The sequence below is a fragment of the Pseudooceanicola sp. genome (genome assembly GCF_041987405.1).
Classification (GTDB): Bacteria; Pseudomonadota; Alphaproteobacteria; order Rhodobacterales; family Rhodobacteraceae; genus Pseudooceanicola.
This window is the reverse complement of record NZ_JBHIWR010000001.1, coordinates 244,439-266,328: the sequence shown is the minus strand read 5'-3', so window position 1 is coordinate 266,328 and position 21,890 is coordinate 244,439. Positions and strand designations below refer to the sequence as shown.

At 65.0% G+C, this 21,890-nt stretch carries 22 protein-coding genes; 14 read left to right on the top strand and 8 right to left on the bottom strand.

Annotation, left to right across the window (positions count from 1 at the left end; all coding sequences use genetic code 11):
* Positions 1-150: 150 nt before the first annotated feature.
* From ACFC2Y_RS01300 to ACFC2Y_RS01280, 5 genes are all read right to left on the bottom strand, one after another.
* The gene (locus ACFC2Y_RS01300) at positions 151-387 is read right to left on the bottom strand and encodes an Lrp/AsnC ligand binding domain-containing protein (RefSeq protein ID WP_375173249.1); all 237 of its coding nucleotides are present in this window, start codon (positions 385-387) and stop codon (positions 151-153) included.
* 109 nt (positions 388-496) lie between these two features.
* Positions 497-2,131, bottom strand: a complete 1,635-nt coding sequence (locus ACFC2Y_RS01295; protein WP_375173248.1) for an AMP-binding protein — start codon at positions 2,129-2,131, stop codon at positions 497-499.
* A gap of 50 nt (positions 2,132-2,181) precedes the next feature.
* Positions 2,182-3,339: an acyl-CoA dehydrogenase family protein gene (locus ACFC2Y_RS01290; protein ID WP_375173247.1), complete on the bottom strand. Its 1,158-nt coding sequence runs from the start codon at positions 3,337-3,339 to the stop codon at positions 2,182-2,184.
* Entirely contained in the window at positions 3,339-4,139 is an 801-nt protein-coding gene (locus tag ACFC2Y_RS01285; protein ID WP_375173246.1) for an enoyl-CoA hydratase family protein, read from the bottom strand. Before ACFC2Y_RS01285 ends, ACFC2Y_RS01290 begins: the two co-directional genes overlap by 1 nt.
* On the bottom strand, positions 4,136-4,558 hold the full coding sequence (locus tag ACFC2Y_RS01280) for a MarR family winged helix-turn-helix transcriptional regulator (RefSeq protein WP_375173731.1): 423 nt from the start codon (positions 4,556-4,558) through the stop codon (positions 4,136-4,138). Before ACFC2Y_RS01280 ends, ACFC2Y_RS01285 begins: the two co-directional genes overlap by 4 nt.
* A 265-nt stretch (positions 4,559-4,823) precedes the next feature.
* Between ACFC2Y_RS01280 and ACFC2Y_RS01275 the strand changes: the two genes are divergently transcribed.
* The 10 genes from ACFC2Y_RS01275 to kynU all read left to right on the top strand — a co-directional run bounded on the left by ACFC2Y_RS01275 (position 4,824) and on the right by kynU (position 14,113).
* A complete protein-coding gene (locus ACFC2Y_RS01275; RefSeq protein WP_375173245.1) occupies positions 4,824-5,666 on the top strand; it encodes an alpha/beta hydrolase in 843 nt (280 codons plus the stop codon).
* A 110-nt stretch (positions 5,667-5,776) separates the two neighbouring features.
* Positions 5,777-6,964: an ABC transporter substrate-binding protein gene (locus ACFC2Y_RS01270; protein WP_375173244.1), complete on the top strand. Its 1,188-nt coding sequence runs from the start codon at positions 5,777-5,779 to the stop codon at positions 6,962-6,964.
* 29 nt (positions 6,965-6,993) lie between these two features.
* Positions 6,994-7,911 carry a branched-chain amino acid ABC transporter permease gene (locus tag ACFC2Y_RS01265; RefSeq protein WP_375173243.1) on the top strand — a complete coding sequence of 306 codons (918 nt, stop codon included), beginning with the start codon at positions 6,994-6,996 and terminating at the stop codon, positions 7,909-7,911.
* On the top strand, positions 7,908-8,900 hold the full coding sequence (locus ACFC2Y_RS01260) for a branched-chain amino acid ABC transporter permease (RefSeq protein WP_375173242.1): 993 nt from the start codon (positions 7,908-7,910) through the stop codon (positions 8,898-8,900). The genes ACFC2Y_RS01265 and ACFC2Y_RS01260 overlap by 4 nt, the downstream gene beginning before the upstream one ends.
* Positions 8,897-9,652 carry an ABC transporter ATP-binding protein gene (locus ACFC2Y_RS01255; RefSeq protein WP_375173241.1) on the top strand — a complete coding sequence of 252 codons (756 nt, stop codon included), beginning with the start codon at positions 8,897-8,899 and terminating at the stop codon, positions 9,650-9,652. The genes ACFC2Y_RS01260 and ACFC2Y_RS01255 overlap by 4 nt, the downstream gene beginning before the upstream one ends.
* The gene (locus ACFC2Y_RS01250; protein ID WP_375173240.1) at positions 9,652-10,338 is read left to right on the top strand and encodes an ABC transporter ATP-binding protein; all 687 of its coding nucleotides are present in this window, start codon (positions 9,652-9,654) and stop codon (positions 10,336-10,338) included. Before ACFC2Y_RS01255 ends, ACFC2Y_RS01250 begins: the two co-directional genes overlap by 1 nt.
* Positions 10,339-10,357: 19 nt before the next feature.
* Complete coding sequence (locus ACFC2Y_RS01245) at positions 10,358-10,804, top strand: cupin domain-containing protein (protein WP_375173239.1); 447 nt, start codon at positions 10,358-10,360, stop codon at positions 10,802-10,804.
* A gap of 4 nt (positions 10,805-10,808) precedes the next feature.
* The gene (locus ACFC2Y_RS01240) at positions 10,809-12,056 is read left to right on the top strand and encodes a flavin-dependent oxidoreductase (RefSeq protein ID WP_375173238.1); all 1,248 of its coding nucleotides are present in this window, start codon (positions 10,809-10,811) and stop codon (positions 12,054-12,056) included.
* A 42-nt stretch (positions 12,057-12,098) separates the two neighbouring features.
* Positions 12,099-12,929 (top strand): tryptophan 2,3-dioxygenase, encoded by an 831-nt coding sequence (kynA, locus tag ACFC2Y_RS01235; RefSeq protein ID WP_375173237.1) that lies wholly within the window; start codon positions 12,099-12,101, stop codon positions 12,927-12,929.
* Positions 12,926-14,113 carry a kynureninase gene (kynU, locus tag ACFC2Y_RS01230; RefSeq protein WP_375173236.1) on the top strand — a complete coding sequence of 396 codons (1,188 nt, stop codon included), beginning with the start codon at positions 12,926-12,928 and terminating at the stop codon, positions 14,111-14,113. Before kynA ends, kynU begins: the two co-directional genes overlap by 4 nt.
* A gap of 6 nt (positions 14,114-14,119) precedes the next feature.
* Here kynU and ACFC2Y_RS01225 read toward each other — a convergent pair whose 3' ends face one another.
* The 3 genes from ACFC2Y_RS01225 to ACFC2Y_RS01215 all read right to left on the bottom strand — a co-directional run bounded on the left by ACFC2Y_RS01225 (position 14,120) and on the right by ACFC2Y_RS01215 (position 16,839).
* A complete protein-coding gene (locus tag ACFC2Y_RS01225; RefSeq protein ID WP_375173235.1) occupies positions 14,120-14,737 on the bottom strand; it encodes a 2-dehydro-3-deoxy-6-phosphogalactonate aldolase in 618 nt (205 codons plus the stop codon).
* A 17-nt stretch (positions 14,738-14,754) separates the two neighbouring features.
* On the bottom strand, positions 14,755-15,648 hold the full coding sequence (locus tag ACFC2Y_RS01220) for a 2-dehydro-3-deoxygalactonokinase (RefSeq protein WP_375173234.1): 894 nt from the start codon (positions 15,646-15,648) through the stop codon (positions 14,755-14,757).
* Between the two features lie 195 nt (positions 15,649-15,843).
* The gene (locus ACFC2Y_RS01215) at positions 15,844-16,839 is read right to left on the bottom strand and encodes a LysR family transcriptional regulator (protein ID WP_375173233.1); all 996 of its coding nucleotides are present in this window, start codon (positions 16,837-16,839) and stop codon (positions 15,844-15,846) included.
* Positions 16,840-17,002: 163 nt separating this feature from the next.
* Between ACFC2Y_RS01215 and chvE the strand changes: the two genes are divergently transcribed.
* From chvE to araD1, 4 genes are all read left to right on the top strand, one after another.
* On the top strand, positions 17,003-18,067 hold the full coding sequence (chvE, locus tag ACFC2Y_RS01210; protein ID WP_375173232.1) for a multiple monosaccharide ABC transporter substrate-binding protein: 1,065 nt from the start codon (positions 17,003-17,005) through the stop codon (positions 18,065-18,067).
* Between the two features lie 84 nt (positions 18,068-18,151).
* A complete protein-coding gene (gene mmsA / locus ACFC2Y_RS01205) occupies positions 18,152-19,684 on the top strand; it encodes a multiple monosaccharide ABC transporter ATP-binding protein (RefSeq protein ID WP_375173231.1) in 1,533 nt (510 codons plus the stop codon).
* A complete protein-coding gene (gene mmsB / locus ACFC2Y_RS01200) occupies positions 19,681-20,886 on the top strand; it encodes a multiple monosaccharide ABC transporter permease (RefSeq protein WP_375173230.1) in 1,206 nt (401 codons plus the stop codon). The genes mmsA and mmsB overlap by 4 nt, the downstream gene beginning before the upstream one ends.
* Before the next feature lie 4 nt (positions 20,887-20,890).
* Positions 20,891-21,883, top strand: coding sequence for an AraD1 family protein (araD1, locus tag ACFC2Y_RS01195; protein WP_375173229.1), 993 nt, complete (start codon positions 20,891-20,893; stop codon positions 21,881-21,883).
* The last annotated feature ends 7 nt before the right edge of the window (positions 21,884-21,890 follow it).

Here is a 21,890-nt window from a genome sequence, read left to right as displayed (position 1 = left end):
GCGTTGAAGCTACCGTCTCGGGTCATTATTTCAAGTATAAAATATTTAGACATAAGATTTAAGTTTCCCATGTCCCACGCGTGCAGAACTCCCGACCGCGCAGCGGCGCTGGCGGAACTCGGATCCTGACGAAAGAGCGGGCAGAGCGGGTCAGAACGCCTTGAATGTCAGCGTGGTGTAGCTTCGCACGATGCCGTCAATGCCGGTGAGATTGGTGTCGACGAAGCGGCCGATATCCTCCTCATCGGGCACGTAGGCCTTGATCAGAAGGTCGAACATGCCGCTGGTCGAATAGATCTCGGAATGGAATTCGCGGTCCACGATCGCCTCGGCCACGTCGTAGGTCTTGCCGATGTCACATTGTAACTGGATGAAAACGCACTGCATGTCGGGCTCCTTCCTGATGTGGCGTGGCACGGCCCCTTTGTGCCGGGGCGGGGCCGCGCCGTAAATGCTCAAAACGCGCGGGGCGGGGGAAAGGCGCGGATCGGAGGGGTTACCTCTTGAGCCGGAACCGCTGGATCTTCCCCGACTCCGTTTTCGGCAGCGCCTCAGTGAACACCACCGACCGGGGGTACTTGTAGGGCGCGATCTCCGCCTTCACGTGCTCCTGCAGCGCCTTGACCAGCTTGTCGCCCGGCTGATGGCCCTCGGCGACGACGACATGCGCCTCGACAATCGTTCCACGCTCATCGTCCGGCTGGCCGACCACCGCGCATTCCATTACGGCCGGGTGCGACAGCAGCGCCGCCTCGACCTCCGGACCCGCGATATTGTAGCCGGAGGACACGATCATGTCGTCGTTGCGCGCGGCGAAATGCAGGTAGCCGTCCTCGTCCATGTAGAAGGCGTCGCCGGTGATGTTCCAGCCGTCCAGCACGTAGCTCTTCTGCCGGTCGTCCGCCATGTAGCGGCAGCCGGTCGGGCCGCGCACGGCCAGTCGCCCGACCTCGCCGCGCGGCAGGTCGTTGCCCGCGTCGTCGATCACCCTGGCCTCGTAGCCGGTGACCGGCTTGCCGGTGCAGGCGGGGCGGTGATCGTCGAAGCGGTTGGTGATGAAGATATGCAGCATCTCCGTCGCGCCGATGCCGTCGAGCATGGGCTTGCCGGTCTTCTCAATCCATTCCTCATAGACCGGGGCGGGCAGGGTTTCCCCGGCCGACACAGCGGCCCGCAGCGACGACAGGTCCGCACCGTCGTCCATCGCCCGCAGCATGGCGCGATAGGCCGTGGGAGCGGTGAAGCTTACCGTGGCTTTGTACTTCTGGATGATCTCTATCATATTGGGCGGGCTGGCGTTTTCTAGCAATGTCGCCGCCGCGCCGAAGCGCAGGGGGAAGACCGCCAGACCGCCGAGGCCGAAGGTAAAGGCCAGCGGCGGCGAGCCGACAAAGACATCCTCCGGCGTGACGCCCAGCACCTCTTTGGCGTAGCCGTCTGCGATGATCAGGATGTCGCGGTGGAAATGCATCGTCGCCTTGGGCGATCCGGTTGTGCCGGAGGTGAAGCCCAGCAGGGCGACATCATCCTGGCCCGTCTTCACCGCGTCGAATTGGACGGGTTTTTCCAGCGCCAGCCGGTCCAGTTCCGCATCGTGATTGGAGGTGCCGTCGAAGCCCACGACTTTTTCCAGGTATTCCGAGGTCTTGGCGCAGGTGGCCATTTCGTCCATCAGGCGGGTGTCGCAGAAAGCGAACTGGATATGCGCCTTGTCGACGATGGAGGTCAGTTCCCGCGCCCTGAGCAGGGGCATGGTGTTCACCACCACCGCGCCCGCCTTGGTCGCAGCCAGCCAGACCGCGACCATCGCGGGGTTGTTGGCGGACCGGATCAGCACGCGGTTGCCGGGCTGGACGCCCAGATCCTCGACCATCGCGTGGGCCAGGCGGTTGGTCCAGTCGGCAAGCTCCTTGTAGGTGCGCCGCCGCCCGTTGCCGATCAGCGCGGTGTGGTCGCCGAACCCCTTTTCCACCATTGCATCAGTGAGTTCGACGCCGATGTTCAGATGATCTGGATAGTCGAACCCGTCCAGCAGGATATCCGGCCACTGATCCGAAGGGGGCAGGTTGTCGCGCGTGTAGGTGTCGACATGGGCCGAGGGGCCGAGGTCGATGGTCTGATGTGCCGTCATTGGTTCGGTCTCCCTGATGCCGGTCTTTCCGCCGGTCGTTGGTCGTTTTGTCAGCCCGCCGCCGCGTCGAGCGTCTGGCGGGCAATGATCACTTTCTGGACATCTGATGCGCCCTCGTAGATCCGAAGCGCCCTAATCTCGCGGTAAAGTCTTTCCACAGTGTTACCGGACCGTACGCCGTCCCCGCCGTGCAGCTGGACGGCGGCGTCGATGACCTTCTGCGCCTCGTCCGTGGCAAAGAGTTTCGCCATCGCGGCCTCGCGGCTGACACGGGGCGCGCCGCTGTCCTTGGTCCAGGCGGCGCGGTAGATCAGCAGTGCGGAGGCATCGACGCGCAGCGCCATCTCGGCGATATGGGCCTGCACCATCTGCAGGTCCGACAGCGGCTTGCCCTGCACCTGCCGAGCGGTGACGCGGGCGGTCGCCTCGTCCAGCGCGCGGCGGGCAAAGCCAAGTGCTGCGGCGGCGACGGTCGTGCGGAAGACGTCGAGCACGGACATGGCGATCTTGAACCCCTGACCGGGCTGGCCGATCAGCGCGGACTTCGGCAGCCGCGCGCCGGTGAAGCGCAGGGTGGCCAGCGGGTGCGGCGCGATGGTGTCGAGCCGTTCCGCGATCTCGAACCCGGGGGTGTCGGCGGGGACGATGAAGGCCGAGAGCCCCTTGGCGCCCGGGCCTTCGCCGGTGCGCGCAAAGAGCGTGTAGACATCCGCGATCCCGCCGTTCGAGATCCATGTTTTTTCCCCATCCAGAACCCATGCGTCGCCGTCATCGTGGGCCGTCATGGTGGAATTGGCGACATCCGACCCGGATTGAGGCTCCGTGAGTGCAAAGGCGGAAATCGCCCGACCCGAGCGGGTCAGGGGAAGCCATTCGTCCTGCTGGCGGGACGAACCGAACAGCGAAATTGCCCCGGTTCCAAGCCCCTGCATGGCGAAGGCAAAGTCTGCGAGCCCGTCATGACGGGCCAGTGTTTCGCGGCTGAGGCACAGCGTGCGCACGTCCAGCGGCTGCGGGTTGGCCGGATCGACGGCGGTCGGTTCCAGCCAGCCATCCGCGCCCAGTTTCGCGACCAGCGTGCGGCAGGCATTGTCGGTGTCGTGGTGGTCGATGTCCCCCAGCCCCGCGCACCAGGCGTCCAGCCCGAGGGCATGGTCCTTGTGGGCGGGCGTCAGGAAGGGCCAGTCGAGATAGCTCTGGTCGGCCATCAGTTGCCCTCGAACACGGGTTTTTCCTTCGCGACGAAGGCGTTGTAGGCGCGGGTGAAATCCTCGGTCTGCATGCAGATGGCCTGCGCCTGCGCCTCGGCTTCGATGGCCTGATCCAGCGTCATGGCCCATTCCTGCTGCAGCATGGTCTTGGTCATCATGTGGCCGAAGTTCGGACCCTCGGCGATCTTTTTCGCCCAGGCGACGGCTTCGGCTTCCAGGTCCTCGGCGGGGATCAGGCGGTTCCAGAAGCCCCATCTTTCGCCTTCGTCCGCGGTCATCGCGCGGCCGGTATAGAGCAGTTCGTTCGCGCGGCCCTGACCGATGATGCGGGGCAGCATGGCGCAGGCCCCCATGTCGCAGCCCGCCAGCCCGACGCGGGTAAAGAGGAAGGCGCATTTCGCCTCCGGCGTCGCGACCCGCAGGTCGGAGGCCATGGCAATGATCGCGCCTGCACCCACGCAGACGCCATCGGCGGCGGTGATAATCGGCTTGCCGCAGTTCAGCATCGACTTGACCAGATCGCCGGTCATGCGGGTGAAGCGCAGCAGCTCCTTCATCGTCATCTTCGTCAGCGGGCCGATGATGTCGTGCACATCGCCGCCGGAGGAGAAGTTGCCGCCGTTGGAGGCAAAGACCACCGCCTTCACCTCGTCATCGTAATGCAACTCGCGGAACCAGTCGCGCAGCTCGGCATAGCTGTCAAAAGTCAGGGGGTTCTTGCGGTCGGGGCGGTCCAGCCGGACGGTCGCGATGCCATCCTCAATGCTGCACAGGAAATGTTTGGTATCGGCTCTCACTGGCCTTCCTCCTCGTCGTCATGACGGCTGATGCCGTCGAAATGGTCGGAGAACATGCGCGCCTCCTCCGGTGTGAACCCGGCGAGCAGTTCGTTGATCCAGGCCTCATGCGCGGCGGCCTGGGCGGCAAAAACTTCCTGTCCCTTCTGCGTCAACCGAACGAGGGAGGCGCGGCGGTCGCCGGGCACCTGCACCCGGATGACCAGCCCTTCCTCGGCCAGGCGGTCGACGATGCCGGTGACATTGCCGTTCGACACCCGCAGCACGCCGGAGAGCGCGCTCATCTTCAACCCGTCGGCATAGCGCGCCAGCGCCGCCATCACGTCGAAGCGGGGCAGGGTGGAATTGAACTCTGTCCGCAGCCGCTCGCGCAGCTGGGCCTCGACGGTGCGGGTGGTCTTGAGCATCCGCAGCCACATCCGCAGCCGCTCTTTCGAGGTGGCGACGGGGGCAGAGAACCGGGCGCTTTCGGGATCGGGGTGTTGGTCGGCCACCTGTCGCTCCACCGTGGTTTCGGGGGTCAATGTCGAAAGGCTAGGCAGCGTCAAAAAATATTTCAAGCAAAAAAGTTTTCAGCTTGAAATATAATTCGAGCCGCGTAACGATGGGCTCAAATCAGGGCGTCCGCAGCGGCATGATCGGCGCGGATCGTCTGTAAAACAAGACCGAATAGGGATCTGTGCGATGGTGGCCTTCGCTGTGACGGACTGGGATGACGCCTATGAGAACGGCAAGAATATCCCCGGTGGCGCCGATTATCCGGCGGCCTGGGAGGCGCCCTCTGCCGCTTTTCGCGCCACCTGCAAGAGCCGCCTCGACATCGCCTACGGGGAGGGGGAGCGGCACCGCTATGACCTCTTCCTGCCGGAGGGGGATCCGGTCGGTCTTTTCGTCTTTGTCCATGGCGGCTACTGGATGGCGCTGGACAAATCCTATTGGTCCCACCTGGCCGCCGGGGCGGTCACGCGGGGCTGGGCGGTGGCGATGCCCTCCTATGATCTGTGCCCGGATGTGACGATCGCCGAGATCACCGCACAGGTCGGTGCCGCGATCACCCATGCGGCCGGAGAGGTTGCGGGCCCCGTCGTCCTGAGCGGCCATTCGGCGGGCGGGCATCTTGTCACCGCCATGATGTGCCAGGACACACCGCTGTCCGCCGCAGTTCAAGCGCGGCTGGTGCATGTCCTGTCGATCTCGGGCCTGCATGACCTGCGCCCCATGACGCAGATGTGGCGGCGCGAGGCGCTGCAGCTGGATATGGAGGTGGCGGCGGCGCAGAGTCCGGCGCTGAAACGGCCGCTCAACGGGGTGGCGCTGACCACCTGGGTCGGCGGCGGCGAGCGTCAGGAATTTCTGCGCCAGTCGGCACTATTGTCGAACATATGGCATGGGCTGGGCTGCCTGACGCAGGATGTCGTCGCCCCGGACCGCCACCACTTCAACGTCATCGACAGCCTGATGGAGGCGGACGGCCCGATGCTGTCCGCCGTGCTGGGCCCGGCGGAGGCGCAGATGACCAGAAAATAACTTGCATGTGCAACGCGATACACCGCTCAATGTCGGGTGTCGCGCTGACCGCATCGGCCAAGCGCCCAACCAGACGGCAAAAGCCGCAGACATCAACCAGGGAGTTCACCATGAACCACAAATCCAAATTGCTCGCTTCCACCCTGCTGGCCATGGGGCTGACCGCCCCGGCCCTGGCGCAGGATGTCCCCGCATCCGCCAATGACGACGTGCTGAAGATCGGCCTCGTCTACACCCTCTCCGGACCGCCCGCCGCGCTTGGCGAACAGGCGCGCGACGGCTTCATGCTGGCGGCCGAGAAGATCGGCGAGATCGGCGGCATGAAGACCGAGATCATCGTCATCGACGACGAGGGCAAACCGGACCTCGCGGCCGAAAAGGCCCGCGAATTGGTGCAGCGGGACAATGTCGACTTTGTCGTCGGTCCGATCTTCTCCAACATCCTGATGGCGATCGTGCAGCCGGTCACCTCGACCGGGACGATCCTGATCTCGACCAACGCGGGCACCTCGACCCTCGCGGGCGAGGCCTGCCATCCGAACTTCTTCACCACCTCCTACCAGAACGACCAGAACCACGAGGTCATGGGCGCCTATGCGCAGCAGCAGGGTTACCAGAACGTCTTCCTGATGACGCCGAACTACCAGGCGGGCAAGGACAGCCAGGCGGGGTTCAAGAATTCCTACAAGGGCGGCACCGCCGGTGAGGTCTATACCGAACTGGGGCAGCTCGACTTCTCGTCGGAACTGGCGCAGATCGCGGCCTTTCAGCCCGACGCGGTCTTTACCTTCATGCCGGGCGGCATGGGCGTGAACCTCGTCAAACAGTACAGCCAGGCCGGCCTGACCTCGATCCCCTTCCTGTCGGCCTTCACCGTGGATGAGACCACGCTGCCCGCCACGCAGGACGCGGCCGTCGGCATGCTGGGCGGCGCGAACTGGGCGCCGGATCTGGACAACGAGGCCAACAAGGCCTTCGTCGATGCCTATATCGCGAAGTACGACCACGTGCCCGGCACCTATGCGATGCAGGCCTATGACGCGGCCCAGCTGATCGACAGCGCCGTGCGCAAGATCGGCGGCGACCTGACCGACCGTGACGCTCTGCGCGCCGCGATCCACGAGGCCGACTTCGACAGCCCGCGTGGCGATTTCTCCTTTGGCTCCAACAACTTCCCGATCCAGGACTTCTACCTGGTCGAGGCGGTGAAGCGCGAAGACGGCATGTACGGCACGTCGATAAAGGAGAAGATCTTCGACGACTACGTCGATAACTACGCCTCCGCCTGCAAGATGTGATCTGAAACGACGGCCAGGAGATCGCGACCATGATGAACCTCTTTGTTCTTCAACTTCTGAACGGGGTTCAGCTTGGCGTTCTGCTGTTCCTGATCGCGGCGGGCCTGACGCTCGTCTTCGGGATCATGGACGTGATCAACCTGGCCCATGGCGTCCTCTACATGGTGGGCGCCTACCTGATCGCCACTTTCGCGGCGGCGACCGGCAGCTATTGGTGGGGTCTCCTGCTGATGCTGCCGGCCGCCGTCGCCGTGGGGCTGGTGATTGAGTTCGTCGTGATGCGACGATTATACGCCCGCTCGCACCTCGATCAGGTGCTGGCGACCTTCGGGCTGGTCATGATCGCCAACGAAGCGGTCAAGATGATCTGGGGCACCTCGCCGCTGTCCGTGCCCATGCCCGATATCTTTTCCGGCTCCGTCCCGTTGATGGGCCCGCTGCAATACCCGGTCTATCGCATCGCGATCATCGTTGCCGGTCTGGCCGTGGCGCTCGGCCTCTTCGTGATGGTCAACTATACCCGCGTCGGCATGCTGCTGCGCGCCGGGGCCACCAACCGTGACACCGTCTCGGCGCTCGGCGTCGATATCAACCGGCTGTTTGCCATCGTCTTTACCCTCGGAGCCGTGCTGGCCTGCCTGGCGGGGGCGCTGATCGCGCCGATCCTGTCGGTCGATACCGGCATGGGGGAAAGCGTGCTGATCCTGACCTTCGTCGTCGTGGTGATCGGCGGCATCGGGTCGATCAAGGGCGCCTTCCTCGGCGCGCTGCTGGTCGCCGTGGTCGACACGCTTGGCGGGGTCTTCGGACCGATTGTCCTGCGCTCGTTCTTCGACCCGTCGGTGGCGGGGCAGGCGGGCCGCGTTCTGGCGCCCATGCTGGTCTACATCCTGATGGCCGTCATCCTCTTTGCCAAACCCGCCGGCCTCTTCGGGAGACGCGCATGACCGACCTGACCGCCCCCGCACCGCCCGCCACCCGGCCCGCGCTGTCCGGACGGGTCAAGGCCGCCCTTGTCCTGTTTGTCCTCTTCGCGCTGATGCCGCCCGTAGCCTCGGCCCTGAACGACCCGTTCTACGTGCTGATCGGCACCCGTATACTGGCCTATGCCATCGCCGCCATGGCGCTGGACCTGATCCTCGGCTACGGCGCGATGGTCAGCTTTGGCCATGCCGCCTACCTGGGCTTCGGGGCCTATGCGGTGGCGATCCTGCAGAGCTATGGGGTCAACGACCTGATCTTGCAGATCCTCTTTGCCATGGGGATTTCGGCGGTCTTTGCCTTTGTCACCGGGGCGATTTCGCTGCGGACGCGCGGCGTCTACTTCATCATGATCACGCTGGCCTTCGGGCAGATGGCCTTCTTCTTCTTCATTTCGCTGTCGAGTTACGGCGGGGACGACGGGGTGGCGCTGGCCGAACGCTCCACCGTGCTGGGCATGGACCTGCTGGGCACCGACTTCGGCCTCTACTACGTCACCCTGGCGCTGCTGATCGGTCTCTTCTTCCTATGCCACCGCATCGTCGGGTCGCGCTTTGGCCGCGTGTTGACCGGCATCCGCGAAAACCCCACGCGGATCGAGGCCATCGGCTTCTCCCCCTTCCGCTACCAGCTGACCGCCTTTGTCATCTCTGCCTGCATCACCGCCGTCGCGGGTGTCGTGCTGGCCAACCAGGCGCAGTTCGTGTCGCCCGCCTTCATGTCCTGGCACAAGTCGGGCGAGCTGATCGTGATGGTCGTGCTGGGCGGCGTCGGGACGCTGGCCGGGCCGATTGCGGGGGCCGTCGCGGCGTTGATGCTGGAGGAATGGCTGGGCCACTTCTCCGAGAACTGGAAGCTCTACTTCGGCATCTTCCTTGTGCTCATGGTGCTTTTCTCGCCGCATGGGATCACCGGGCTTCTCAAGAAACTGGGCATCGTGAGGGGGCAGGAATGACATCGCTGACCGTCACCAACCTGAACAAGAGCTTTGGCGCGCTGAAGGTCACCGATGACGTGTCCCTGTCGGTCGCACCGGGCGAAATCCACGCCATCATCGGGCCGAACGGGGCGGGCAAGACGACGCTGATCTCGCAGCTTTCGGGCCAGTTGCACGCCGACAGTGGCCAGGTGCAGATCGGCGACACCGACATCAGCCGTCTGTCCATGCCCGAACGGGTGAAGCTGGGGCTGGCGCGGTCGTTCCAGATCACCTCGGTCCTGCCCGGCTTCACCGCACTGGAGAACGTGGCGCTGGCCGTGCAGGCGCGGCACGGGTCCTCTTTCCGGTTCTTCGGCGCCGTCGTGGGGGAAGAGCCGCTGAACGACGCCGCCATGACGGCGCTGCGCGAGGCGGGGCTGGATGACCGGGCGCATGTGCTTGCGAAATCGCTGAGCCACGGGGAACACCGTCGGCTGGAGCTGGCGATTGCGCTGGCGACTGAACCCCGGGTGCTGCTGCTGGACGAACCGCTGGCAGGCGTGGGCGGCGAGGATGCCGAGACCTTCATCGAGAACCTGCGCAAGATGAAGGGCCGCTTCACCATGGTTCTGATCGAACACGACATGGACGCGGTCTTTGCCCTGGCCGACCGGGTTTCGGTGCTGGTCTACGGCCGCATCATCGCCACGGGCGCCCCCGCCGATATCCGCAACGATCCGGAGGTGCGCGCCGCCTACCTGGGCGAAGAGGAAGGGGAGGCCGCCTGATGCTGGACGTCAACGGGCTGGAGGCCGGGTACGGCGAAAGCCAGATCCTCTTTGGCATCGACTTTCATGTGAACGAGGGTGAGGTCGTCACCCTTCTGGGCCGCAACGGCATGGGCAAGACCACGACGATCAAGTCGATCTTCGGTCTGGTCAAGCCGCGCGCCGGGTCGGTGACCGTGGGCGGCAAGAACCTGACCGGGGCCGATCCGCATCGGATCGCGCTGGCCGGTCTGGGCTATGTGCCGGAGGGGCGGCAGATCTTCCCCTCGCTCTCGGTCGAGGAGAATCTGCGCGCGACCGCCCGACCGGGGAAATGGACAATCCAGGGAATTTACGAGCTATTCCCGCGCCTTCGTGAACGACGCCGGAACATGGGCAATCAGTTGTCAGGGGGTGAACAACAGATGCTGGCCATTGGCAGGGCGCTGATGACCAACCCGCATCTGGTCGTTCTGGACGAGGCCACAGAGGGCCTGGCGCCCCTGATCCGGGCGGACATCTGGCACTGCCTCCAGCGTCTGAAGGACGAGGGCGAGGCCATTCTGGTCATTGACAAAAATGTCGACGCGTTAACCAAATTCGCGGATCGCCACGTCGTGATCGAGAAAGGCCGCGTCGTCTGGTCCGGGACGACGCCCGAAATTCTGGCCACGCCCGAGGTGAAGGACCGCTTTCTGCACGTCTGATTTTGAAGGAGCTATTGAGATGAAACCTGGTGTGACCCGTTCCAATTCCGGCATGGAAGATATCAGCTGGAATATCCTTGGCCAGACTTACGTTCCGAAACAGAAATCCAAGAATGCCATGTCGTGGCACGCGACCCTGCCCAAGGGCACCTTCGTGCCGCCGCATATCCACCCGACGCAGGATGAATTCATCTATGTGCTGGAAGGCCGTTTCGACGTGCTGCTGAACGGGGTGGAAGCCTACGCCGAACCGGGCGACCTGATCCGTCTGCCGATGAACGTGCCGCACGGGATCTTCAACAAGACCGACCAGACGATCAAATGCCTCTTCTGGGTGTCGCCGACCCGGCGGCTTTATGATCTGTTCTGGGCGCTGCACAATCTGGGCCCAGACGCCAACCCGGCGGATGTGGTTGCCATTTCGGCCCAGCACGAGGTCGATTTCCTCCCGCCCGAGGAGGACTGATCCCATGAAGGTCCTGATCGCAGGGGCGGGCATCGGCGGGCTGACCACCGCACTGATGCTGCACGCCCGCGGCATCGACGTGAAGATCTACGAGGCCGCCCGCGAGGTCCGCGAGGTCGGCGTCGGCATCAACGTCCTGCCCCACGCCATCCGCGAACTGGAACAGCTGGGCCTCTTGCCCGCGCTGGACGAGGTCGGGGTGCGCACCCGCAAGCTGACCTACCTGACACGTCAGGGACAGGAAGTCTGGTCCGAGCTGCGCGGCATGTATGCGGGTCACGACGTGCCCCAGTTCTCGATCCACCGGGGCCGCCTGCAAAAGGTGATCTATGACGCGGTGATCGACCGGCTGGGCAAGAAGTCTATCAAGACCGGCCGACGCCTGGCGGGCTTCACCCAGAACGAGGCCGGGGTCACCGCGCATTTCACCGATGCGCTGAAGGGCGACAAGGGCAAGACAGCGCGCGGCGACGTGCTGATCTGCGCCGACGGCATCCATTCCGCCGGGCGCCGGGTGTTCTACCCCGATGAAACCACACCCTCCTGGCAGGGGGTCGTGATGTGGCGCGGTGCCACCGAATGGCCCGTCTGGGAGGATGGCGAGAGCATGGCCATCGGCGGCGGGCTGGGCGGCAAGTTCGTCCTTTATCCGATCGCGCCGGTGCAGGGTGGCAAGCAGCTGATGAACTGGGTGGTGAATGTGCGGATCAAGGATCCTCTGGTCTCTCCGCCGCCGCCAGACAACTGGTCGCGCCGCGCGCCGCTGGCGCAGGTGCTGCCCCATGCGCTGCGCTTTCACGTGCCGGGCATGAACATCGGCAAGCTGGTTCAGAAGACGCCGGAGATCTTCGAATACCCGATGGCCGATCGCGATCCTTTGCCGCGCTGGACCTTCGGCCGGATCACCCTGTTGGGCGATGCCGCGCATCCGATGTATCCCGTCGGCTCGAACGGCGCGTCGCAGGCGATCCTCGATGCGCGCTGTCTGGCGGATGCGTTGCAGAAGGCCGAACACCCGCGCGCCGCGCTCTTCGCCTATGAAAAGGAACGGCTGCCCAAGACGGCGGAGGTGGTCCACACCAATCGCCGTGGCGGGCCGGAGCGGGTCATCGACGAGGTCGAGAAGCTCGCCCCCGCCGGGTTCAACACGATCGACGACGTGCTGTCCTACGAGGACCGCAGGGCCATCGTCGGGGGCTATGCCAACATGGCCGGATTTTCGCGCGTGACGGTGGCCCGCCGGGCGTCCTGAGCGGGCAGGGACCGGGCACATAACAAAAAAGGAGGGCGTGGCATGAGCAGCTACGATCCGGGCAACGACGGCGCGAAGATGTCTTTCGCGCAGGACATGAGTTATATCGACTATCTGGGCCTCGACCCGATCCTCGGGGCGCAGAGGCCCCGGTCGGATGCGCATGACGAGATGCTCTTCATCATCCAGCACCAGACGTCCGAGCTCTGGATGCGGCTGGCGCTGCACGAACTCAATTCGGCCCGCGCGGCGCTGACCCGGGGGGAGTTCCGGCAGGCCTTCAAGATGCTGACCCGCGTGGCGCGAATCTTTGACCAGTTGAACGGCGCATGGGATGTGCTGCGGACCATGACGCCAAGCGAATATACCCGCTTTCGAGAGGAGCTTGGCGCCTCCTCGGGCTTCCAGTCGCATCAGTACCGGCTGATCGAATACATCCTCGGCAACCGCAACCGCGCGATGATGAAGGTACACGAACACCGGCCCGAACTGCACGCGATGCTGGAGCAGGAGCTGCGCACGCCGTCGCTCTACCACACCGCGCTGCGGGCGCTGGAGGCGGAACTGGGGGTTTCGTTCGACGCGGAGGTCTACCGGATGGAGGAACCGCATACCGCCAGCGAGGCGGTGACCGAGGCCTGGATCACCGTTTACCGGTCGCCGGACGAGTACTGGACGCTGTACGAACTGGCCGAAAAGCTGGTCGATCTGGAGGATTACTTCCGCCGTTGGCGCTTCAACCACGTCACGACGGTGGAACGGATCATCGGGTTCAAGCGCGGGACCGGCGGCACCTCGGGCGTGCAATACTTACGGCGTATGCTCGAGGTCGAGCTTTTCCCCGAACTCTGGAAACTGCGAGGTGCGCTATGACCCTTCCCGTCAAGGACCGCTTTCACCTGCCCGAGGGGATGATCTATCTCGACGGCAATTCGCTCGGCCCCCTGCCGCGCGGGGTCGAGGCGGCGGTATCGCAGATGATCACCGACCAGTGGGGCGCGCATCTGATCAAGGGCTGGAACGTCGACGAATGGATGGCGCAACCGATCCGCGTGGGCAACCGGCTGGCCAGGATGCTGGGCGCGGAGGACGAGAGCATCGCCATGGGTGATACCCTGTCGATCAAGGTGTTCCAGGCGCTGGCGGCCGGGCTGGCGATGCGACCGGACCGCAGGGTGATCCTGTCGGACAACGGCAACTTCCCCTCGGATCTCTACATGGCCGAGGGGCTGATCCAGCTGCTGGGCGACCGGTACGAGCTGCGCGTCGTCGCGCCGGAGGAGGTCGAGGCCGCGATGACCGAAGACGTGGCCGTCGCCATGATCACCCAGGTCGATTACCGCACCGGCCGGATGCACGACATGGAGGGCATCACCCGCGCGGCCCATGCCGCGGGTGCGGTTATGCTCTGGGATCTGGCGCATAGCGCAGGGGCGGTGCCAGTGGACCTGGGCGCTTGCAACTGCGAATTTGCGGTCGGCTGCACCTACAAATACCTCAACGGCGGGCCGGGCGCGCCGGCCTTCATCTATGTCCGCCCTGATCTGATCGGCACCGCGCAGCCCGCGCTCTCCGGCTGGCTGGGCCATGACGCGCCCTTTGCGTTTGAGCCGTCCTACCGCCCGGCCTCGGGGATCGAACGGATGCGCGTCGGCACCCCGCCGATCATCGCCCTCGCGGCTCTGGACTGCGCCCTCGACTCCTGGGAGGGGGTCGACATGGCCGAACTGCGCGCCGCCAGCCTGCACCTGTCGGAGGTCTTCATCGCCGAGGTCGAGGCCCGCTGCCCCGCGCTCACCCTCGTCAGCCCGCGCGACGGAGCGCAGCGCGGAAGCCAGGTCTCCTTCGCCTTCGAACATGGATATGCCGCCATGCAGGCCCTGATCGCCCGCGACGTGATCGGGGACTTCCGCGCGCCGGATATCATGCGCTTTGGTTTCACGCCGCTCTATCTGGACGAGGGGGACGTGCGCCGCGCGGTGGAGATCCTGGCGGAAGTGATCGACAACCGCCTGTGGGACCGCCCGGAGTACAAGCAGGCCAACCGCGTCACCTGACGGGGATCACGCGTCCAGACCGGCCTGCGCCGCATCGAAGGCCGCGACCACCCGCGCGGCACGTTCGGCCACCACCGCCGCGCTGTCGCCCGGCCGGTAAAGCGCCGTCCCCAGGCCAAAGCCAGAGGCCCCGGCGCGCATCCAGTCGGCAAAGCTGTCTGGCCCCGCGCCGCCGACGGCCAGAACGGGGGGATGTTTCGGCAGGACGGCGGAAATCGCCTTCAGCCCCTCGGGCCCCAGGATCGAGGCCGGGAAGAGCTTCAGCATATCGGCCCCCGCGCGGATCGCGGCAAAGCAATCGCTTGGCGTCATAGCACCGGGGCAGGAGATCAGCCCGCGGTGTTTGCTGGCCATGATGACCTCCGGATTGGTGTCGGGCGAGACGATCAGTCGCCCGCCGCTGTCCTGCACCTGGGCGACCTCCGCAGGGGTCAGAACGGTGCCCGCCCCGATGTCCGCCACTTCCCCGAACTGCCGGGCGAGGCAATTGATGCTGTCGAAAGGATCGGGAGAATTCAGCGGCACTTCGATCCGCAGGATACCGGCCTCGATCAGCTCTTCGGCAATGGCCTCCACCTCGGACGGGGTGACGCCGCGCAGGATGGCTACGAGATTGCGTTTCATGGGAATATGCCTTTCGGTCAGCCTGTTGCAGGCGGGAAGTGTGTCTGGTGCGCGGCGATCAGACCGGCGAGGGTCAGGGCCTCGGCCTCCAGCGTGTCGCAGGCGAGACCGCGCGCGGTCAGCGCCGTTTCGTACAGGCGGCAGAGCGTCGGCTCGCCCAGCAGGCTGACCCTGCCGTCGGGCGCAAGCGCGGACATCCCCGCAACCTCCGCCCCGATCAGCAGACCCGACAGATGCGCCCGTCCCGCGCCTGGCGGTAGCCCCTGAAGGAGCCCCCGGGCGCGCAGGGAAAAGAGGTCGGCCAGCAGCATCTCCGCCTGCGGCTCTCTCACCGCCGCGGCGAAGGCCGCCTCGTCCCACCCCTCGGCAGCGAACCCGGCCAGCGTCGAGCGGGTCGAGAGGAGGGCGAAGAACTCCCCGGTCATGGCGGTGCGGAATGTCGTGACCCTGCCACCCGCGATCCGCGCCCATTTGCTGTGGGTGCCGGGCAGGCAGACGAGGCCGTCGAACCCCGGCTGCGTGGCGAGCAATCCGGCAAGCTGCGTTTCCTCGCCCCGCATGACATCCGCAGGATCGGCCTGGGACAGGCCGGGCAGGATATGGACATCGAGCCTGCCATCGGTGGTGGCGACCGGTTCGGGCGGGCCCGAGGGCGGGGCAGGGACCGGAACATAGCCCACCTCCTGCCAACCGGTCCGCGCCCCGGCCATGCCGCAGATCAGGACCGTGGTGCGCCGCCCCTCCGCCAGAAACGGCGCGGCGGCCTTGAGGAAGGCGCCTTCGAAATCGCCGGGCGCGAGGCGGCCCATCCCGTCGTCGGAGGTGGCATGTCCGATGACCTCATCCGCCTCGTCCATCGCCCAGATCCGCAGGTTGGACGTCCCCCAATCCGCCGCGATCCAGGAGGTCATAGCGGGGCACTCGCGCGTCGTGGACCGCCGGTAGTCGTGAAACGCCGCAGCCACGGACGGGGCGCGTCGGTGTCATGTATTTGTATGTAAAACAGACTGTTACACGTCATTCTGACCGTCCTCCCCGGCGCGGACGTTAGGCCAGCGGCGCGGCAGGCTCAAGCGGCTTTGCAGACCGACACCCCGCCAAACGGGTCATGTCGCGACCGTGGAAGCAGAAATCTGGCGGGTCTTTTCACGCAGCAGATTGAGAACCCTCCGCGCCGCCGGCGTGGCCTCCACATCGCGCAGGCTGATCAGCGAATAGGGGATCACGCTCATGTCCCCGGCCACGTCCAGCCGCCGGATCCGCCCGCCGAATGCGGATTGCGAGGCATAGAATTCCGCCGCGGCCCGGGCGATCGGCGCGATGGCATTCGTTTCGCTGATGATCGCCAGTGTCAGCAGCAGAGAGGAGGTGCTGAGGATCCGCTCCGGCGGGCGCAGCCCGTTGCGCAGCAGATAGCCCTCTGCCGTGCGCCGCAGCAGCCCGCCTTCCGGCTGCATCACCCAGTCGTAAGCCAGACAGTCGGCCACCGACAGCGTGTCCCGGCGCGACAGCGGATGATCGAGCCGGGCGATCAGAGACACGGGTTCCGGGCCGATCTCCTCCAGCGCGATGGCACTGGGGGACATACCGTCGGGGATGCGGCCGATGTAGAAATCCAGATCCCCGGCAAAGAGCGCATCGCCCAGCTTGTCCGAGGTGTCCACCAGGACCGACAGTTCGATCTCGGGAAAGGTCACGCGCAATTCGCGGATTACGGGCAGGATCAGCTCCACCGCCGGTCCGGTCACACTGCCGATCCGCACGGTGCCGCGTTCGCCGCTGGTCAGGGCGGTGATTTCATGCTGCACCTCGTCCAGCCCGTGCAGCACCTCGCGCGCCTTGCCCGCCAGCGCCAGCCCCGCCGGGGTCAGCGTCACGCCCCGGGCATTGCGCTCATACAGCGGCGCGCCGACGGTCCGCTCCAGATCGGCCAGCAGGCGCGAGGCTGCGGGCTGTGTCATGGCGACCTGCGCCGCCGCGGCCGAAACCTGGCCGGTTTCGCGCAGGGCCACCAGCAGGCGAAGCTGCGGCAGGCGCAACCCGCGGCGGATCAACTCGTCCCGCAAATGCTGCCGTGGTGGGGAGTGAGGGGTCACATCCATCAGAGTTATTCCAATAGTGATATATCGCGACGAAGGATTCGAATTTGATTGATATAGCACAGAAGAGCACTGTGCCGCCACGTCCCCGGAGATTCGGGACCTACAACAAGGATGCCGGACAATCTGCCAGAGGAGCGGACTGCCGGAACAGGGAGGAAGACCCATGAAATTTACGAGACGCGCCCTTGGCGCGACTGCGCTTGCGCTTGTCATTGCGGCCCCGGCCTTTGCCCAGGACAAGGGATATGTCGGCATCGCCATGCCCACCAAGTCCTCCGCACGTTGGATCGACGACGGCAACAACATGGTCAAACAGTTCGAGGAGGCGGGCTATACCACCGACCTCCAGTATGCCGAGGATGACATCCCGAACCAGCTGGCCCAGATCGAGAACATGATCACCAAGGGCGTCAACGTCCTGGTCATCGCGGCCATCGACGGCACCACGCTGACCTCTGCACTGGCCAATGCCGCCGCGGCGGACATCAAGGTCGTCGCCTATGACCGCCTGATCCGCGACAGCGGCGACGTCGACTATTACGCGACCTTCGACAACTTCAAGGTCGGTGTGCAGCAGGCCGAGACCCTGGTCGACGGCCTCAAGGAACGCTTTGGCGACGAAAAGCCCTGGAATGTCGAACTGTTCGGCGGCAGCCCGGACGACAACAACGCCTATTTCTTCTACAATGGCGCCATGTCCGTACTGCAGCCGATGATCGACAGCGGTGAGATCGAAATCCCCTCCGGCCAGATGGGCATGGACACCGTCGGCACGCTGCGTTGGGACGGCTCGGTCGCCCAGGCGCGGATGGATAACCTTCTGTCGGCGAATTACACCGAACAGCAGGTGCATGGCGTCCTGTCGCCCTACGACGGGCTGTCCATCGGGATCATCTCCTCGCTGCAGGGTGTCGGCTACGGCTCCGGCGACATGAAGATGCCGATCGTGACCGGGCAGGACAGCGAAGTGCCCTCGGTCAAGGCGATCCTGCGGGGCGATCAGTATTCCTCGATCTTCAAGGACACCCGCGAACTGGCCCGCGTGACCGTCGGCATGGTCGATGCGCTGCTGGCCGGTGGCGAGCCGGAGATCAACGATACCGAAACCTACGACAACGGTGTCAAGGTCGTGCCCTCCTACCTGCTGGAGCCGGTGAAGGTCACGAGCGACAACTGGGAAGAAGTCCTGATCGACAGCGGCTACTACGAGAAAAGCGAAATCGAGTAACGCTTCCTCCCGGCGGGCTTCGGTCCGCCCACTTGAACCCGCCGGGTCACCCCGGCGGGCCCTTCAAGAACAAAGAGAAATCCGATGTCTGTCATTCTTGAAATGCGCGGGATCACCAAGGAATTCCCTGGTGTGAAGGCGCTGGACCAGGTGAGCCTGTCCGTGGCCGAGGGCGAGATCCATGCCCTGGTCGGCGAGAACGGGGCCGGCAAATCGACCCTGATGAAGGTCCTCTCCGGCGTCTATCCGCACGGCAGCTATGACGGCGACATCGTCTTTGACGGCGAGGTCCGGGCCTTCCGCTCGATCCGCGACAGCGAAGACATCGGCATCATCATCATTCACCAGGAACTGGCCCTGATCCCGCTTCTTTCGGTGGCCGAGAACATCTTCCTGGGCAACGAACGCGCGACCCGTGGCATCATCGACTGGCAGGAAACCCACGACCGCGCCGCCGAGCTGCTGGACCGGGTCGGCCTGTCGGAAAACCCGGAGGTGATCCTGGATGACCTGGGCCTCGGCAAACAACAGCTGGTCGAGATCGCCAAGGCCCTGTCCAAGAACGTGCGCCTGCTGATCCTGGACGAGCCGACCTCCTCCCTCAACGAGGAAGACAGTGCCAAGCTTCTGGAACTGCTCATGGATTTTCGCGAGAAGGGGCTGACCTCAATCCTCATTTCGCACAAGCTGAACGAGGTCTCCAAGGTCGCCGACACAATCACGGTCATCCGCGACGGGGCCGCCGTGGCGCGGATGGATTGCAAGGACGGCGTCGACGAGAACGACATCGTCCGCAACATGGTCGGCCGCTCGCTGGAGGATCGCTACCCGCCCAAAGGCGACGCGGTGCCCGGCGAGGTGGCGATGGAGGTCCGCAACTGGACCGTTCACCACCCGCTGCACTCCGAACGCAAGGTCGTTAATGACGTCAGCTTCACGGTCCGGCGCGGCGAGGTTCTGGGCATCGCGGGCCTCATGGGGGCAGGGCGCACGGAACTGGCGATGAGCCTTTTCGGCCGCAGCTATGGCCGCGACATCTCCGGCGAGGTGACGATCAACGGGGCGGCGGCCGATCTGTCGAGCGTGCAGAACGCGATCAACGCCGGGCTCGCCTATGCGACCGAGGACCGCAAGACCTATGGCCTGGTGCTGGACGACACGATCCGGCGCAACGTGCCGCTGGCGGATCTCGACGGGATCGCCAGGAACGGCATCGTCGACCGCCAGGCGGAGGAAGAGGTCGCCACGCGCTACCGTGACCGGCTGGCGATCAAGTCGTCCTCCATCGAACAGGCGGTTGTGAACCTGTCGGGCGGCAACCAGCAGAAGGTCGTCCTGTCCAAATGGCTCTTCGCCGATCCGGACATCCTGATCCTGGACGAGCCGACCCGCGGCATCGACGTGGGCGCGAAATTCGAAATCTACACGGTCATCCGTGACCTCGCGGCGCAGGGCAAGGCGATCATCGTGATCTCCTCCGAACTGCCGGAACTGCTTGGGGTCACCGATCGCCTTTACGTCATGAACGAGGGCCGTTTCGTCGGTGAAATGCCGACCGCAGAGGCGAGCCAGGAGAAAATCATGTCCAAGATCGTCAAGTCGGGAGAAGACGCATGACCGACACAGCCACCCAGACCTCCGGCACCGCCGAGGCCCCGTCGAAATCCGGCTGGCAGTTCCTGAAAGGGCACCTGCGCGAATACGGTATCCTGATCGCCCTTGTGGTCATCATGGCCTTTTTCCAGGTGGCGACCGGGGGCATCCTGCTGAAACCGGTCAACCTGACCAACCTGATCCTGCAGAACTCCTACATCGTCATCATGGCCGTCGGGATGCTGCTGGTGATCGTCTGCGGCCATATCGACCTCTCGGTCGGCTCGGTCCTGGGCTTCATCGGGGCGCTGGCCGCGGTGATGATCGTGCACTGGGGCCTGCCCTGGCCCGTCGCGGCGGTGCTGTGCCTCATGGCGGGGGCGCTGATCGGCATGGCGCAGGGTTTCTGGGTGGCCTATTTCCGCATACCGTCCTTCATCGTGACGCTGGCAGGGATGCTGGTCTTCAAGGGGCTGACACTCTGGCTGCTGGCCGGGCAATCCGTGGGGCCCTTTCCGCCGACCTTCCGGCTGATCTCCTCCGGGTTCGTGCCGGATTTCTTCGGCGGCGAGAACCTGAACCTCTTTTCCCTGATCGCAGGCAGCGCGGTGGCCGCCCTGCTGCTGTGGCTGGCTGTGCGCACCCGCGCCCGCCAGAAGGCCGCCGGGGCAGAGACCGAGCCCTTCGCCTTCTTCGCCGGTCGCAACGCGCTGATCTTTGCCGCGCTGGTCTATATGTCCTGGCTGATGGCGGATTTCCGGGGCCTGCCGAATGTCTTCATCGTCATGGCGCTGCTGATCGCGGTCTATTCCTTCCTGACCTCGCGCACCACGTTCGGCCGCCGCATCTACGCCATCGGCGGCAATGAAAAGGCGGCCTCGCTCTCGGGCATCAACTCCAAGCGGCTGACCTTCCTGACCTTCGCCAACATGGGGATGCTGGCGGCGCTGGCGGGCCTCGTCTTCGCCGCACGCCTGAACACGGCCACGCCCAAGGCCGGTGTGGCCTTCGAGCTGGACGTGATCGCGGCGGTCTTCATTGGCGGCGCGTCCATGTCCGGCGGGGTCGGCACGGTGGTCGGCGCGGTTGTCGGGGCCTTCATCATGGGGGTCATGAACAACGGCATGTCGATCCTGGGCATCGGCATCGACTGGCAGCAGGTCATCAAGGGCCTGGTGCTACTGGCCGCCGTCATCTTCGACGTCCTCAACAAGCAGAAGGGGTAACGACATGCTGCTCTCTCAATACGCCCGCGAAGACGGGAGCCCGCAGATCGTCGCCCGTGACGGGACCGAGGCCTTCGACGTCAACACCGACCTCTCGCTTTACGAGCTGGCCGCGGATTGCGTGGCAAAGGGGCAGCGGCTGCGCGACCGGATCGCCTCCCTCGGGATGAAGGGGGCGGTGGATCTGGATGAGCTTTACGTCACGCGGCGCCTGCTGCCGCCGATCACCCATCCCGACCCTGCGCATCTGCATCTGACGGGCACCGGGCTGACCCACCTTGGTTCCGCCTCCACCCGTGCCGAGATGCACCAGAAGGCGACGGGCGATGAAACCGACAGCATGAAGATGTTCCGCATGGGCGTCGAAGGCGGCAAGCCGACCAACTGTGCCGCCGGGGTCCAGCCGGAATGGTTCTACAAGGGCAATGGCACGGTGCTGGTCGCCCCCGGCGCGCCGCTGGCCGCGCCCGACTTCGCCGAGGACGGCGGCGAGGAGCCGGAGATCGCGGGCATCTACCTGATTGCGCCCGACGGCACCCCCGTCCGCATCGGCTGGGCCCTGGCCAATGAGTTCTCCGACCATGTAATGGAACGGCGGAACTACCTCTACCTCGCCCATTCCAAGCTGCGCCCCGCCTCTGTCGGGCCAGAGCTGCTGATCGGGGATCTGCCGGAGAGCATCGAGGGCACCAGCCGCGTCTATCGCGGCAACACGGTGCTTTTCGAAAAGCCCTTCCTGTCGGGCGAGGCGAACATGAGCCACTCTTTCGCCAACCTCGAACACCACCACTTCAAATATCCGCTGTTCCGTCAGCCGGGCGATCTGCATGTGCATATGTTCGGCACGGCGACGCTCTCCTTTGCTTCGGGCGTGCGGACCCAAGACGGTGATGTCTTTGAAATCGAGGCCGACCCCTTCGGTCTGCCGCTGCGCAACACGCTCGCCTTCACGCCGCTTGGTCGGCCCGAGCCACGCACTGAAATCCGGACACTCTGAGGTAAGA

What these genes read in the sequence shown, in the direction of transcription:
- ACFC2Y_RS01300 (WP_375173249.1), bottom strand. Translation starts at nt 387, where the DNA reads ATGCAGTGCGTTTTCATCCAGTTACAATGTGACATCGGCAAGACCTAC.
- ACFC2Y_RS01295 (WP_375173248.1), bottom strand. Translation starts at nt 2,131, where the DNA reads ATGACGGCACATCAGACCATCGACCTCGGCCCCTCGGCCCATGTCGAC.
- ACFC2Y_RS01290 (WP_375173247.1), bottom strand. Translation starts at nt 3,339, where the DNA reads ATGGCCGACCAGAGCTATCTCGACTGGCCCTTCCTGACGCCCGCCCAC.
- ACFC2Y_RS01280 (WP_375173731.1), bottom strand. Translation starts at nt 4,558, where the DNA reads ATGTGGCTGCGGATGCTCAAGACCACCCGCACCGTCGAGGCCCAGCTG.
- ACFC2Y_RS01275 (WP_375173245.1), top strand. Translation starts at nt 4,824, where the DNA reads ATGGTGGCCTTCGCTGTGACGGACTGGGATGACGCCTATGAGAACGGC.
- ACFC2Y_RS01270 (WP_375173244.1), top strand. Translation starts at nt 5,777, where the DNA reads ATGAACCACAAATCCAAATTGCTCGCTTCCACCCTGCTGGCCATGGGG.
- ACFC2Y_RS01265 (WP_375173243.1), top strand. Translation starts at nt 6,994, where the DNA reads ATGATGAACCTCTTTGTTCTTCAACTTCTGAACGGGGTTCAGCTTGGC.
- ACFC2Y_RS01260 (WP_375173242.1), top strand. Translation starts at nt 7,908, where the DNA reads ATGACCGACCTGACCGCCCCCGCACCGCCCGCCACCCGGCCCGCGCTG.
- ACFC2Y_RS01255 (WP_375173241.1), top strand. Translation starts at nt 8,897, where the DNA reads ATGACATCGCTGACCGTCACCAACCTGAACAAGAGCTTTGGCGCGCTG.
- ACFC2Y_RS01250 (WP_375173240.1), top strand. Translation starts at nt 9,652, where the DNA reads ATGCTGGACGTCAACGGGCTGGAGGCCGGGTACGGCGAAAGCCAGATC.
- ACFC2Y_RS01245 (WP_375173239.1), top strand. Translation starts at nt 10,358, where the DNA reads ATGAAACCTGGTGTGACCCGTTCCAATTCCGGCATGGAAGATATCAGC.
- ACFC2Y_RS01240 (WP_375173238.1), top strand. Translation starts at nt 10,809, where the DNA reads ATGAAGGTCCTGATCGCAGGGGCGGGCATCGGCGGGCTGACCACCGCA.
- kynA (WP_375173237.1), top strand. Translation starts at nt 12,099, where the DNA reads ATGAGCAGCTACGATCCGGGCAACGACGGCGCGAAGATGTCTTTCGCG.
- kynU (WP_375173236.1), top strand. Translation starts at nt 12,926, where the DNA reads ATGACCCTTCCCGTCAAGGACCGCTTTCACCTGCCCGAGGGGATGATC.
- ACFC2Y_RS01225 (WP_375173235.1), bottom strand. Translation starts at nt 14,737, where the DNA reads ATGAAACGCAATCTCGTAGCCATCCTGCGCGGCGTCACCCCGTCCGAG.
- ACFC2Y_RS01220 (WP_375173234.1), bottom strand. Translation starts at nt 15,648, where the DNA reads ATGACCTCCTGGATCGCGGCGGATTGGGGGACGTCCAACCTGCGGATC.
- ACFC2Y_RS01215 (WP_375173233.1), bottom strand. Translation starts at nt 16,839, where the DNA reads ATGGATGTGACCCCTCACTCCCCACCACGGCAGCATTTGCGGGACGAG.
- chvE (WP_375173232.1), top strand. Translation starts at nt 17,003, where the DNA reads ATGAAATTTACGAGACGCGCCCTTGGCGCGACTGCGCTTGCGCTTGTC.
- mmsA (WP_375173231.1), top strand. Translation starts at nt 18,152, where the DNA reads ATGTCTGTCATTCTTGAAATGCGCGGGATCACCAAGGAATTCCCTGGT.
- mmsB (WP_375173230.1), top strand. Translation starts at nt 19,681, where the DNA reads ATGACCGACACAGCCACCCAGACCTCCGGCACCGCCGAGGCCCCGTCG.
- araD1 (WP_375173229.1), top strand. Translation starts at nt 20,891, where the DNA reads ATGCTGCTCTCTCAATACGCCCGCGAAGACGGGAGCCCGCAGATCGTC.